Genomic DNA, 14637 nt, shown 5'->3' on the forward strand with positions numbered 1-14637 from the left:
AACGCTGTGCTTTACTACTATGCCACAACACATGGTCAGACCAGTTTTTGTAAAATTTACACTGTAAAATTCTTTTTGTGAAATTTATCGATTTTTTTTCATACACTGAATTTGTCAACAGAAGACTCTGCACCCATCGGGACACTGCAGGAAGTTAATAATAGTAGCGATATTTTGCCTTGTGACGACAACGGGTGAATTAACGAGCCATCGAGCTCTCACCACACAGGCAGCGGGTATCGGGTAACCTTGGTAACTGGGAATACACACATGAAAGCACAAATTCAGCATACAGAACTAGAAAACACCAGCACAGAATGTCAAAAGCTGATCGTCGCAAAGCAGTACCTGGATCAACACTGTCCTTTGGAGTTCGGCTCTCACAAAGATGTCAGCTCTTATGTCGTTTACTACAATCACCTGATGGTGTTCTTCGCCGACGGCCAGCACTGCGGACTCAAAAACTGCAAGCAATTCGTAGCATTATGTGGCCACCGTGAAGCACCCAGTGCCATTTTGCTGAAAAAGTCGGACGGCATGCATATTGAACTCAGCTTTGATACAGGCTGCGAGCCTGGCCGCCATGACCGCGCTCACCTGAATGATGTCCAGTACGAAACGCCACTCAGCCCGGTTACTGGCACCGGGGAAGCACTCAGCCGTATGTGGATGAGCTTTGTTTCTGGCGTGCAGCATGCCTTGGTCAACGAGCAAGATCGTAAATGCTACCGGGCAAAAAATGGTGAGGACTACCAGCTGTAACGGACAAATCGCGCTGCTGGCGATACAAAAGACACGTTGAGTGCTCACATCAGTGTAAGCGCTCAATATTCAAAAGCACGGCACAATAAATAAACTGCCCTTAGTAAATTACAACCGAGCATGGTTGGCTTTGCCGTCAGCGCACACAACCCGCTCAACAAGCCAATCTCCATCATTTGCTTGCAAATACACCTGTAGTTTTACTTGCCTGCGCTGCATTCAGATTAATTTCAGCTAACCTCAATATAATCTCGCTCTTTTTATTGCGTACATGGGGATTATGAAACTCGTTTTAGGTTGGTTAAAGAGCATGAACTGGATGCTCTGGGCATTGTTGCTCGGTATTGCATGTGGCCTTATTTTTGGTGAACGGGTGGCGTTTTTAAAACCACTCGGCGAAGGGTTTGTCAAACTCATGCAGATCACCATTTTCCCTTATATCGTGGTCAGCCTGATAGTCGGGCTGGGCAAGTTCAACCCGGATCAGGTTAAATCGATTTTAGTCAAAGCAACCACGGTCATGATCAGCCTGTGGCTGGTAGGCCTGGCTGCCATCTGGGCGTTTTCACTTACGCTACCAAGCCATGATGCAGGCACCTTTTTCTCCCCTGCACTGGTCGCCAGTGCCCCGGAAGTGGACTTTGTCAGCCAGTATATTCCCGCCAACCCCTTTGCTTCGATGGCTGAAGGCAATGTGCCCGCGCTGGTGATTTTTTGTATTGCACTCGGGCTTTCTTTGATTTCTAACGGACAAAAGAACAGTCTGTTAGATGTCCTTGAAGTTGTCGGTCAGGGATTATCTTTGATTTCGAAAAAAATCATTAAACTCTTCCCGATTGGGATCTTTGCGATGACCGCCAGTACCGCCGGCACCATCAGTATGGAAGAGCTCAACAACCTGCAAATTTACCTGGTGCTGGTTACCTGTCTGGGAGCTTACCTGATGTTTGCCCTGCTACCTATGCTGGTTGCAGCATTAACCCCGGTTAAGTATCGAGACCTGATTATGGTGATGCGTAATGCGTGGATCACCGCGTTCAGTACCGGCAACGTGTTTATTGTCTTACCTGTGATCACAGAAGGCATAAAAACTCACCTGGCAAAAATCAAACGCAGTGATGAAGAGTCGGACCACATCGCTGAAGTGCTGGTACCTATCGCCTATACTTTTCCTAGCTTAGGAAAACTGACAACACTGATGTTTGTGACTTTTGCAGCCTGGCTGACAGGCAGCCCGGTTATGCTGGATCAGATCCCCAATGTCACTCTGTCGGCCATGCTGAGCTATTTTGCCAACGTGCATATTGCTATTCCTTACCTGCTGGACAGCCTCAAGATCCCGGCAGACAGCTATCAGCTGTATCTGTCAATGTCGGTACTGACTGCCAAAATAGTCTCGCCAACGACGGTGATTTATATTTTTTCTTTCGTGCTGTTATGTATCTTCTATACCAAGCGTCAGCTGCACCTTAAGCGGATCCGTTCGGTGTATTACCTGACCTTACTCAGCGCCCTGCTGCCCGCGTTTATGTTACTCAGCTTTACGGCCAATAATCATCTGGCTCGTGATACTCAGGCGGCCGATGAGATCATTGCCAATATGGCGGTATCTGATAAGGTGCCGGCAGAAGTGCTGAACCATGTGCCCAAATCCTATCAAAGCGGAGAGTTGTCACTGACCAACATAGACGTGATAAAAAAACGTAACTTACTCAGAGTGGGCTATCTGGTCGACAACGTGCCATTTAGCTACTTTAACCAAAAAGGAGAACTGGTGGGCTTTGACATCAGTCTGGCACACAAACTGGCTGCCGATCTGAATGTGAAAGTTGAGTTTATTCCGTTTAAAAAGTCGCAGCTGGCTGAATACCTGAACAAGGGCTTCTTTGACATTGCGATGTCGGGGCTGGAAATCAATGTTGCCGACCTCAGTCAGGTCAGATTTAGTGATCCTGTACTCGAATTACAATTGGCCTTAATTGCGAAAGATCATCGCCTTAAGCAACTGGCAACCCGGGAACAGGTACTCAGCTACCGTGATCTGCGCCTGGTTCACGTGGAATACACCCCGCTGATGCAGGACCTGGCAAAAAAATATCCACATATCCAGGTGTCAGCTTTATCAAATCATCAGGCATTCTTTGAATCCGACGGACAATTCGATGCCATGGTGATAAGCGCAGAGGCAGGATTTGCCTGGAGTATGTTCCACCCGGAATTTGGCGTCGTTGTGCCCAAAGGTGCAGAGATGCAATACCCGGTTGGGTTTGCCGTTGCCAAACGCAACCTGGATATTCTGAGTTTTGTTAACGCCTGGCTCACCATTGCGAAAAGCCAGGGACAAATCACTAAGAGTTATGATTACTGGATCCTGGGCAAAGGCACTCAAAACAAGCAGCATCGCTGGTCTTTAATGGACGAGCTGGACTATGAGTTTGAACTCAAACTCGAGTGATAAGCGAGTGACAGGTGCCAGCCTGTCACCAAACTTCCCCTAGCTGCAAGCCAGGCGCTTGGGTATTACATCAAATAACCGACCAGCACAGTGACAAAGGCGAAGAGCTGAACCAAATACAGAGCCAGTAGTTTTAATAAAAACGGCAACTTGATTGTTTTATGCCTGAAAACCAACATAGCCGGCAAAGTAGCCATATGTAGTGAAACCGCAGAGACAGTCAGTAACAGGCGCTCAGAGAGTCGCTCAGTACCTTTTTTTGACAATGCTTTATCTCTTCCATACACCCCAAACACAATGGCACCAGAGACCAGCAGATACACAGGAATGCACCAGGCAGGAACAGACAGGGCTATCAGGCTGGGCATGATAGCAAACACCAGCAATAGCGCTGACAACCCCCAGGATACCTGCAACAAAGAATAAACCAGATACTTTTTATACACAGCAGTGACTGTTCACTCAGGACATGGTGAGGAATGTACACTAAACACCTCAAACAAACATCCCCCACGCATATTTGTTTTTACACTGACTGTTGCTGATGTGCGAGCCTTTGCATATTGATCATCATAAATAACTCGGCCGTTGCCTGCGCGTCAGCCATCGCCCGGTGATGTTGGGTCAGAGTAATATCCAGCTCGTGGCACACTTTGTTTAACGCATAAGACTTCAGGCCGGGCAGCCACTTTCTGGCCTGCTGAACTGTGCACAGCTTAGGCTTTTGGAAGGTTTGCTCCAGACGCGCGAACTCGGCCTTGATAAAGCCCATATCAAAATTCACATTGTGGGCAACAAAAATGGCGTCCTGCATAAAGTCTTCCACTTGCTGTGCAACCTCAGAAAAACGCGGTGCATCAGCCACCATCTCATTACTTATGCCCGTTAATTCGGTGATGTATTTCGGGATCCGCCGCATCGGATTAACTAAGCTTTGCCAGCGCTTCGTCACCTGGCCGTCGACCACCCTGAGCATGGCGATTTCGGTAATGCGGTCAAACTCCTTTTTGCCTCCAGTCGTTTCCACATCTATGACAACATAGGCCTGTTGCGGCGCTATTTGCCAGCACACTTGCTGAATATCCACCTTAAAGCCCGACTCCATCAGGCGTCTTATGGTCACCAGCTGATTACGTCGAAGGCTGTCGCCTGGCGCTTTAATTTCAACAAATGAGACGTCGGTGCCGTTAATGCAGATCAGATCCGGATAACCATCTTTGAGCATTTTAAAATCTTTACACATGGCGCACAGATGCGCTTTTAACGCCGCAATGGGGATAAGCCGGGCCACCTTCAGTAACAAGTCTATAGTTGGCTGATGCCAAAACACCAAACGATTCGGTTTGCCAAAATGCGAGCCTGCCTGGTGAAGTAACCAGTCGAACAGGCTTTGATTGTCGGTAATAGCAGCAAGGATTTGCTCAATTTGTTCGCTATGTACTTCATAAAACTGGTTATATTTAAGGCTCTTGGGGGTTAAGTCAAATTCATTACTGGGTGCACTGGCATTAGATTCATATAGCGCGGGCCAAAAAACCAATACAAACAACATACGCCAGAACTGATTTTCTCCATGAAAAGCGTTACAACCCTGACGGTGATACCAGGCAATTGCCCCCTGCTCAGGATAGCCAACATAGGCCTCATCCAGTGCAATCGGCGCGCCGCTTTGACGCAGCATATCGGTTAGTACTGAGGTACGCTTAGTGGTGAATTTCAGCGCTGAGAAATCTTCGGCAAATATCAGCAGCTCTTCATTTTGTGGGCAGGCCAACACCGCATCCAGCTGCGCCTGGCAAGCTTCATACTCCCCAGCTCCGTATAAAGCACGAATATACTTTTCCTGAGCTTTTGGGTGGTTACTGAGCTTAAGCATTGCCATTGCTAATTCGGCGTCATCCTGCTCCAGCTGACAAGCCAGTTTATGCGTTAAATCATCACGCCAGGCCTGGGCCATGGGTCCCTCAGCGACTGGCACCTGCTGTTCGCAAATTTGCTTTGCCAATGACAATTTGCCTGCCAAATCCCGAGTTTTCAGGTTTTTGCTCTGGACAAGATAAAAGTAAGCACTTTGCGCCTCTGCCAGTTCCGAAAAGTGCGCATTACCGGTGGCAACGCCCTGGCGCGTCTGCATCACACCCAGGTCGCGCAATGAAAACTGCTGCAAGGTGCCACCCAGTTTGCCAAAAAACAAAAACAACCAGTATTCAAAGTCCGCTTTGACTGGCGCTGACAGGTGCGCACGAAAGACTGATGTATCCGTCAGGGAGGCGCTTTTGCTTTGCGTATACACAAACTCAACCCATAGGTTTTTTTTCGCTGATTTCGCCGGCGCTGCCACAGAAATGTTGCCTGACGAAATCAGCTCAGCGACAATAGATTGCAACTGCTCCTTTGTAAGCTCAGCCAGCAGTACATCGCTATCCTCATCTTGTGCCACACAAATCAGGCCCTTGCGCGCCAGTGCAAGCAGCGCTGTATCAATATCGTTAATTTCTGCGTAGTTAAGCTGGGCCCGGGTCACAAATACGCGCTTGCGATTAATGATCCGCAGCAACAGACACAGGCAATCTTCATCCAGAGAGGTAAGCTCTCTGAACAACGTTTGCTGCGCTGGGCTCAGCAAATGAAGGCTGGTTTTTGCGATAAACCCCTGCAGCTCATTGAAATGGGCGAGGTAATACTTTTCTGGTAACGCTTTTAACATAGACAACCAACCCTGAAAACCAAAACACTGTATACTATCACAGTAAAATCCTAAGCTAATCTGATATGAAAGCAAAGCCCGTTGTTATGCAATATTAGTTAAACGCGCGTATGGTGGTTGAGAGGACAGAGTTTTAAAACGGGGCCGCAGCCCCGAAGTAAAGATTAGTGACTTTCCTGCTCTGAGAGGTGTTTCTCACGCTGATATACCAGCACAGAAGCGATACGCAATGCACCCAGTACAAATAAAAACACCGAAAATGCGTAGATCATGTCTGGTTTAAGGTCATGCTTAAACAATGCAATCAGGATCTCCCGGATCACAAACACAATCGCGCCATCGACAATAAAAGTCAGCCTGAGGCGATGAGTGTTAAAGTACTCAACCAAAGAGCGAGACAGCTCAATCAGAACATACAGAGTCAGAACATCTGCAATGATATCGATGTAATGCCCGGTAATTCCTTTAAACGCCAATAGCTTCCAGGTGGTCACAAAGAGTTGCAGTGTGCCAATGGCTATGCCAATGATAATAAAGAGTAAGATGACTGCGAAGATTGCATCAACAGATTTATCAAAAACCACTTTTATTTTATTGCTTATCATGGTGTCAATTAACTTAGTTTAAGGTTAACTACACAGTGCAGGCTGCGCCCAAACTGTACAAACTTCACTCACCCTGAGCAAAGCCGCGCGATAATAAAGCTAAGCGCAGCAATTAGCGAGCATTATTTTGTTGCTCTTCATTCTGTTATTCTTCGACCAGGATATGCTCATACTCCAGGTGCTTTTTCAGGCAGCTCAGCAGCGCCTCAATCGACACAGGTTTACTCAGATAATCATTCATGCCGGCTTCAAGGCATTTTTTCTCATCGCCCACCATGGCATTGGCGGTGAGCGCCACGATGGCAATGTCCATGTTTGACTTACCCGCCTGTCCTTTACGAATGGCTTTGGTGGCATGAAAACCGTCCATTTCCGGCATCTGGCAATCCATCAGAACCAGCGAATAGCCTTCTGAATGTTGATAATCTCTCAGGTTGCGTAGTGCCTCATTGCCATCGCTCACGACATCAACGTATTCAATGTCGAGCTTTTGCAGCATGCTTACTGTCACTATCTGGTTAACCTGATTGTCTTCTGCCAATAAGATGCGTGGTTTGGGTGCCCATTTAACCTTTTTCGTATCCTGATGTGGGTCTTTCATACTCTTCAGATAATGTGTCGTTACCAGTGGTTTAGCATTTGCCAGCGCCTCACCATCATCGGCAACCACAGACAAGGCGTTAAACAAGTCCTCTGTTGTTGCAGGTTTGGGAAAGTACCCTGAGAACCCCAAATCTGCGAAATAAGAGGCATCGCCCTGGTGACCAATTGAGGTCATCATAATGAGTTTTATTCCCTGAAAACGCTTATCTTCTTTGATAGTTTTGCCTAATTGCGCGCCATCCATATTGGGCATCTGCATATCCAGCAATGCAATATCAAACATTTTGCGTTGACCATCGTGATAGCGCTTTTCACACTCAGCCAGCGCGGCGATGCCAGAAGACGATTCAAACACTTGAGCGCCCCAGTGTCTGAGCTGTTGCCCCAATACCGTACGGTTCGTCTGGTTATCATCCACGACCAGTAGCTCAAGCTGAGACATATCCAAGTCTGGCAGTATCTGCTTTGATTGCGCACTTTTCTCAAGTAACACAGAAAATGTAAAGGTACTCCCTTCACCTTCAGTGCTGTGAACCGAGACATCGCCGCCCATCAGCTGACACAACTTTCTGACAATCGCCAGGCCCAGGCCAGTGCCACCATATTTTCGCGTCGTAGACGAATCAACCTGAGAGAAGGAGTCGAACAGGGCCGCGCTTTTGGCTTTGGGGATCCCTATACCGGTATCTGTTATGGCACACTCCAGGCGCAGCACATTACCCTCCTGCCTGATCAGTTTTCCCTGAATAATCACTTCGCCCTGCTCAGTAAATTTAATCGCATTGCCAACCAGATTTGCAAGGATCTGTCTGATCCTGCTTGGATCCCCTTTGGCCATACTTTCTTCAATATCCAGGGTGTCCAACACCAGCTCAAGGCCCTTGCACTGAGCCTGTAAAGCCGCAGACTCCGCAAAGTCTTCAAACATGCCTCGCAAGTCAAAGTCGAGCATTTCAAGCTCTAACTTGCCTGCATCCACCTTAGAAAAGTCGAGTATGTCATTGATCAGGTTAAGCAATGAGTTGGCGCTACTCATCGCAAGTTTAACCCTGTGTGTTTGCTGCTCATCCAGTTCATTACTGAGCAACAGGTTCAGCATACCTAATACCCCATTCATGGGTGTACGTATCTCATGACTCATGGAGGCCAGAAACTCACTTTTCGCCCGACTGGCCTGCTCGGCCTGGCTTTTTGCCTCTGCCAGCGCTCGTTCCTGCGCGATTTCTTCAGAAATATCCTGAATAATCCCTACATAGGCAACCAGCTCTCCCTTGTCATTGCTCACAGGGGCGATGTGCAGATTGTTCCAAAATGGCTTGCCATGCTTGGTGTAATTCAGAATAACGGTGCGGTGCGCCTGGCGGCTTTTAATTGCCTCGACCATACTAGCGACAGCTTCAGGGGCACTTTCTTCCCCCTGTAAGAACTTACAGTTAGTGCCCAGTACTTCTTCGCCATAGCCGGTGATAGTGGTAAATGCACTGTTGATAAAAGTCAGTGGCAGACCCTGAACTTTGGCATCTGAAATTATAATACCGACATCACAAGATTCGATTGCGTAAGCAAGTAAATCGTTATGCTCTTTTGCCTGACTTAATGCTTCCTGATACATTTTTTGATCTGTGATATCAGTCAGAGAACCGGACATACGAATCGCTTTTCCCGACTCATCGCGCAGTGCCAGCCCTTTTGAGCGAAAGTATCGATAGTCATTTTGTTTGGTACGCAAACGAAACTCAACGTCAAAGCCGCCTTTACCATTCAAATGATCCTGCAGCGCAGAGAAAGTCGAACTTCTGTCTTTTGGGTGTAAATGCTGTTCAAGCACTTCAAAGCGATCTGGAAAGCCTGTGTGATCTGATGGACTGTAACCTAGTAACTCTCGGTATCTCGGCGAGTAGAATACATCTCCGCTTTCAATATCCCAATCCCAGATCCCATCATGGCTCCCTTCAATTGCCAATTTAAAACGCTCTTCGCTTTTTTTGATCATTTGCTCTGAGGTCTGAAGGCGTTTGAACGGGTTAAGCAGTAGCTGGCGACCAAAAAACAGCAGAAGCAGAAAAGATAAAGAAAGCCCAATAAAAATAGCCTGACCTAGCTCAACAATAAACGCAAAGACACGGTCGTCAATGGTTGACTGGCTAATCATCAGACTGACATGAATATCTGTGCCCGGCATTTGTGTATTGTGCAGCACAACATACTCAGCACCGGGCGCTGCATTACTGTAATCAACCCACTGTCCGGACAATTCGACTGCCAGGGCCTGATTACTCAGATCCAGTGCCAGGAGATTGGCCAAGTCAGTATCAAACTCTGCAACCAGTACGCCCTCTGTAAATCCGTTGTACTCTATGGGTACGGCAATGACAAAACTAAATAACTGCGCATTACGTTGTAAAATTACTGCGTGAGGTAATCGCCCGTCTAGCAGCAGCTCAAGCCAGTCTCCTTCTTCGCCGAGAGTTGGCGATACCTGACCACTGCGATATACCGGCTCGCCAAGTACATTGTACAAGGACAAGGGTTCTTTTTTCCCCAGAATCCGATACTCCCCAAGGAAATCAGACAAAGAAGCGCGTGAAATATCTGACCCCATAACCCCGTTGGCTAAAACCGGGTATTGCGCCAGATCTTTGAGCAGTACCAGCCGGGTACGTAAAAACTGTCCCAGATTACTGACCCCCAATCGCGCTTCGGTCTGACGCACTTCCGTTTGTACTTGCCGAATGGCAGTATCAGCGTGATTGCTAAGCATCACCAGACTCAAGGACACAGACAATACCAGACTACACAATAAGAATGCATAGAATGCTTTGTCGGAGCTCATCTTAAATAGCGAATTCACAGCTCTATTATTCATTAGTTATTTAGCACCTTGATGCTCCCGTCAGCGTTATAGCGGGCCATACATATGTCGTCCAGGCCCAGTGCTTCATGGGCATCCGGCTGCGACTCTGACCAGGGTGAAAATGGTTGCTTGTAAACTTTGAGCAGCCCCTGAACCGGCTGCTTAAGGTTTTCAAGCGCAGTACGCAACGCGGCTCTGTCTTGTTTGACCTCACCACTTAAGGATATTTGATCGAATGCACCAAGTAAGACTCGGCCCAGATCATAGCCATGGATAAACCCGGCGGGGGACTGAATAAAGCGACCATCAACCACTTTGTCTGGGTAAGCGGTTACCAGCTGCTGCCACACCTGGGCTGCAAATTCATTGTGAGGCCGTTTCTGAAAGGAAAAACAACTTTGCAGAAAATGTAAGTCTATGCCCGCACGCAGCTCGTCGGATACCTGAGCGAAAAAGTTGCCACCCGTTATGCCCCAGTGACTGATGATAGCCGGGCGCTGCGCCTCTGGTATCTGTGCAACTGCCTTGACCAGCTGTTTGCCCTCCAGTGCATTGCCCACAAAAATCACACAATCATGGCCGTTACTGACAATCTCTCGCAGCATGATTTTGGTGGCGTTCATTTTCATATTCCAGTTAAACCAGGTCACGGGGGCCTCGGGTTTATCCAGAGCCCGGGTGATGGTCTGATAATTTGATTTACCCCAGGGAGTGCGCTCCAGTAACAGGTGCAGCGAACGACATTGCTTTTGTCCGGCGAATTCCACCAGTCTCAACCCGGCTTTGGTGTCATCAATAGAGAGTCTAAACACCCAATTGTTGCCATCCGGATACCGTGTTACCGGTCCGCCTGCGGCCCAAGGCACTAAGAGTAAAATGCCCTGCTGATTGATAAACTCACGATGTTTTATGTATGGCGGTGAATGTAATCCGCCCAGCACCAATAACGCACTGTCGTCCTGCAAAAAGCGTCTCATAGTCAGTAAACTGCGATTACTATTGCCCCTGTGATCCTTTTCCAGCAGTTGCAACCTGAACCCCTGAACTTCAAAATTGCGTTCACTGAGCGCACTATTAAAGCCCATTTTCATGGCTTCGGCCGACGCACTGTGATTACTGTAATCAGAGTCATGATAAATATGCAGCACTGGTCGTTCTGCGGCATCTGCCAGCACACAGAAAGTCACAATGCAGAGAAAAACAGCAAGCAGTGTCCGTTCCATATTCATAAGCGCGTTAAGTACCTGATTACTTAAAGTTAGACTATTTCATAAAGATTGCTTAGCACAACACTCTGTTAATCTTTTCTAGTCCGGATAATAATACACCTCGATAGGCTGGCTACGTCCAGTGAGCTCAACCATGGCAACCCGTTTAAGCTGTGTCAGCCGCGACTGATGAACACTTTGCTCACTGATCAGCAACGGGTATTTCAATTCTTTGGTTTTACTCTCAATCCGTGCAGCGACATTGACGGTGTCGCCAATTACAGTGTAGTCCATACAGCTGCTGCTACCCACGTTACCCGCGATTGCATCGCCGCTGTGGATGCCAATCCCAATCGCGATGCTCGGCAAGCCCTCTGCGATGAACTCCTGATTTAGCGCATCCAGCGCCTGAAGCATTTGTCGGGCCGCTTCTATTGCATTTTTAGCATTGTTTTCTTCTTTCTGAGGTGTCCCGAATACTGCCATGATTGCATCACCAATAAATTTATCAATCATGCCCTGGTGGATAAAAATAACGCTGCTCATACGAGAAAAGTAGCGGTTCAGTAATTGCGTGACCACTTCAGGATCATGCTGCTCACAGAGCCTGGTAAAACCCCGGATATCCGCCATCAGCACAGTGACATCACGTCTTTCACCGCCTGGTTCAATATCGACCTCGCCCCGTTCAACCGCTTTTACCAGTTGCTCAGGTAAGTAGCGTAGCAGACGCTCCCGATGACGCAGTTTGGTATAGGTGCCTGTGATATAACTGGACAAAGACCATGCTAAAAAACCAGAGCAGATAATGATCACCTGTTCGTGGAGCTCTATGGCTCTGGCTGTGTGACTGTGCTCCAGTACTAAGGTCCCGGTCACCACGCAACAGAATGTTGAATAGTAAATGATTAACTTGCCCTGGCGAAACGCACTCATTATATTGAACAACAACAGGACACTCACCAGCATGAGCTCAAATTCGGTCTGATGCAGGTCATGTAAAAAGTGTTTAAAAACGTCCAGAGACTCAACTTCAACAGACACTGTCAGAATGATGGCGTAATCAAATAAGATAGAGACATATTTGAGCCAGGGTTTATAGCCTTCTGAGCGTGCCCAGTGCGCGACTAACCCGCACCAGCAAGTCACCACGGCGAGGGTGATCAGGTCAACGACCACCAGCGTGGTATCCCATCCAATACTGTATAAGCCAATGGCCAGCTCAGTCAAAAACAAGGCTACCAGGCCAAAAAAGCGTAATTTATTGACATGACGCTCCATGTCCATTTCACGCCTTTGATAACAATCAGTCAGCAGTTTATCAAAACTGCTGTCTATGTCCTTTAACCACTTCATCGTCAGTTAGCCAGCTCACAGGGTTTCCAACAGTTTAGCCCTAAGTCGCGCTAATATTTAGCTTTTGTAGCATGTTTTTATACATCCTGGTTACCGCCGCAGGCCCAAGCTCCGGGTTATCTATGATCAGATGATTGAACTTGGGTGATGAATTCAGTTCAATCAGATAATAACGATCATCCTGACCAAGAATAATATCAAAGCCAACAAAACCGATATTTGCCAACTCAAACACCGGCTTAACAAACTCAAACAAGGCCGTGAGCAAAGCCTCATCCTGCTCCAGTGTGGCGACTTCATTTTTCTCCCAGTAGCGTACATTAAATGTCTGTGCCATCCCTCTTTTATACGCCAGCAAAGGTTCACCAAAACCGCACACCAGACGATATTCAGCCTTGTTTTCAACATAAGCCTGCGCCAGCGCCAGATAATCATAGTGCTTTGACTGACCGTTAAATATCTCACCAAAGGCAGCAACAAGTGATGGTTTATCCTGGCATAAGTGAACATTCACACCCAGTGCACCGCTATTGCTTTTGATGACCACCGGATAGCCAAATGTGCCCTCAACCGCCGCCACAATCTCGTCCATGGTTTGGTACTGCAAATAGTGCTTGTACTCGTCCGGTACATTGGGGTCGAGGAAAGAAAGAGTCTTGGGCATAGTGACAGCTTGATTAAATGCCTGGTATGAGTGCATTTTATCCCGACACAGACCATAGATGGATTCAGAGTTAAAGGGGGTTTTATTGAGCTCAAAATACTCAACACTATGGTTAAAGTATACCCTCACCAGGTTTTGTTCATGGTCGATACACTCGTACCTTAAATCCAGTTGTTTACATGCCTCTATCAGGCAGGCGACCTGTCTCTCCAATTTAACTCTCCGTTTTCGGCAGCACTGTGCCACCACCTTTCGTGGCGGCAAGTATCTCTGCGAATAGCCAGTTTGGCAAGCCTGCAGATTAAGTTTAACCCGGCATAAAAAAGGAGGCCAGGCCTCCTTAGATTGGGTTGTTATCCGTTGCTTAGCTGGGGTCGCCACCCGACATCTGACTTTGAATATAGTTCGGCAAGCCGACAAGTTTAATCAGCCCAAGGTGCTGTTCCAGCCAGTAAATATGGTCCATTTCAGTGTCGTCCAGCAGGGCTTCGAGCATCTCGCGCGATACATAGTCCTGCTCTTCCTCACAGACCGCAATTACTTTCTTAAGGTGATCTTTGACTGTGATCTCTGCTGCCAGGTCGTTTTCAAGCATCTCCTGAACGTTTTCTCCCACTTTAATGGGCGCTCTGGACGCCGTATCAGGTGTGCCTTCAAGGAACAAAATACGTTCAGTGATCCGCTTGGCATGATCCAGCTCTTCTTCATATTCATGGGCCAGCTTATGGTGCAATCTGGACAGCCCCCAGTCTTCGTACATTTTGGAGTGAGCCAGATACTGGTCCATTGACGATAGCTCCAGAGTCAGCTGCTTGTTGAGTAAATCAATTACTTTTTGAGAACCTTGCATGTCTTACTCCTCAATTTGCGATTGCAGATAGTTTTCTATACCGCAGTTTTTGATGAGGAATTGCTGGGTTTCCAGCCAATCGACATAGTCTTCCTCATATTCCAGAATATCCTCGAGCAATTCGCGACTGACATAGTCCTGCTCTTTTTCACACAGCTCAATGGCACTACGTAGTACCGGCAACTGCTCCATTTCGAAGGCCATGTCGCAACTAAGCATTTCTTCGGTATGCTCACCAATACGCAATTTTTCAAGATGTTGCAGGTTTGGCAGGCCTTCCAGAAATAAGATACGCTCAATTAAGTCGTCGGCCTGCTTCATGTCTTTGATGGATTTCTTGTAGGCTTTCTCGTTGAGCTCTTCAATGCCCCAGTTTTTCCACATACGAGCATGCAGAAAATATTGGTTGATGGATGTCAGCTCGAGTGTTAACACCTGATTTAATGCTGCTATTACTTGCTTGCTACCCTGCATAGGGCCCCCTCAATAAGAAATAGTTAGACGCCTTATAAACCTAGAACAAAATTGCAACTTAGCAAGACCGATTAAAACTAATAAATTTCTTAATATATC

Annotated in this window: 11 protein-coding genes; 2 read left to right on the plus strand and 9 right to left on the minus strand. The window is 47.4% G+C overall.

The annotated features are described in order from the left end of the window. Positions 1 to 270: 270 nt before the first annotated feature. Positions 271 to 762 carry a malate synthase gene (locus tag MHN33_RS04465; protein WP_239396197.1) on the plus strand — a complete coding sequence of 164 codons (492 nt, stop codon included), beginning with the start codon at positions 271 to 273 and terminating at the stop codon, positions 760 to 762. Positions 763 to 1042: 280 nt separating this feature from the next. Further along, positions 1043 to 3217, plus strand: coding sequence for a cation:dicarboxylase symporter family transporter (locus tag MHN33_RS04470; protein WP_239396199.1), 2175 nt, complete (start codon positions 1043 to 1045; stop codon positions 3215 to 3217). Positions 3218 to 3282: 65 nt separating this feature from the next. On the opposite strand, the gene MHN33_RS04475 is transcribed toward MHN33_RS04470, so the two are convergent. From MHN33_RS04475 to bfr (MHN33_RS04515), 9 genes are all read right to left on the minus strand, one after another. After that, positions 3283 to 3663, minus strand: coding sequence for a DUF1294 domain-containing protein (locus tag MHN33_RS04475; RefSeq protein ID WP_239396201.1), 381 nt, complete (start codon positions 3661 to 3663; stop codon positions 3283 to 3285). Between the two features lie 80 nt (positions 3664 to 3743). Then, positions 3744 to 5924 carry an exonuclease domain-containing protein gene (locus MHN33_RS04480; RefSeq protein WP_239396213.1) on the minus strand — a complete coding sequence of 727 codons (2181 nt, stop codon included), beginning with the start codon at positions 5922 to 5924 and terminating at the stop codon, positions 3744 to 3746. A gap of 164 nt (positions 5925 to 6088) precedes the next feature. Then, the gene (locus MHN33_RS04485; RefSeq protein ID WP_239396215.1) at positions 6089 to 6529 is read right to left on the minus strand and encodes a phosphate-starvation-inducible PsiE family protein; all 441 of its coding nucleotides are present in this window, start codon (positions 6527 to 6529) and stop codon (positions 6089 to 6091) included. Between the two features lie 145 nt (positions 6530 to 6674). Beyond that, a complete protein-coding gene (locus MHN33_RS04490) occupies positions 6675 to 9998 on the minus strand; it encodes a PAS domain-containing hybrid sensor histidine kinase/response regulator (RefSeq protein ID WP_239396227.1) in 3324 nt (1107 codons plus the stop codon). Beyond that, a complete protein-coding gene (locus MHN33_RS04495) occupies positions 9998 to 11215 on the minus strand; it encodes an ABC transporter substrate-binding protein (protein ID WP_239396229.1) in 1218 nt (405 codons plus the stop codon). Before MHN33_RS04495 ends, MHN33_RS04490 begins: the two co-directional genes overlap by 1 nt. 78 nt (positions 11216 to 11293) lie before the next feature. Then, positions 11294 to 12550 carry an adenylate/guanylate cyclase domain-containing protein gene (locus tag MHN33_RS04500; RefSeq protein WP_239396231.1) on the minus strand — a complete coding sequence of 419 codons (1257 nt, stop codon included), beginning with the start codon at positions 12548 to 12550 and terminating at the stop codon, positions 11294 to 11296. 40 nt (positions 12551 to 12590) lie between these two features. Next, positions 12591 to 13427 (minus strand): ATP-grasp domain-containing protein, encoded by an 837-nt coding sequence (locus MHN33_RS04505; protein ID WP_239396233.1) that lies wholly within the window; start codon positions 13425 to 13427, stop codon positions 12591 to 12593. A gap of 151 nt (positions 13428 to 13578) precedes the next feature. Further along, entirely contained in the window at positions 13579 to 14064 is a 486-nt protein-coding gene (gene bfr / locus MHN33_RS04510; protein WP_239396242.1) for a bacterioferritin, read from the minus strand. Positions 14065 to 14067: 3 nt separating this feature from the next. Next, positions 14068 to 14538, minus strand: a complete 471-nt coding sequence (gene bfr, locus MHN33_RS04515; RefSeq protein WP_010380638.1) for a bacterioferritin — start codon at positions 14536 to 14538, stop codon at positions 14068 to 14070. Between the last annotated feature and the right edge of the window lie 99 nt (positions 14539 to 14637).

This window comes from Pseudoalteromonas sp. OOF1S-7 (assembly GCF_022347765.1).
GTDB lineage: Bacteria > Pseudomonadota > Gammaproteobacteria > Enterobacterales > Alteromonadaceae > Pseudoalteromonas.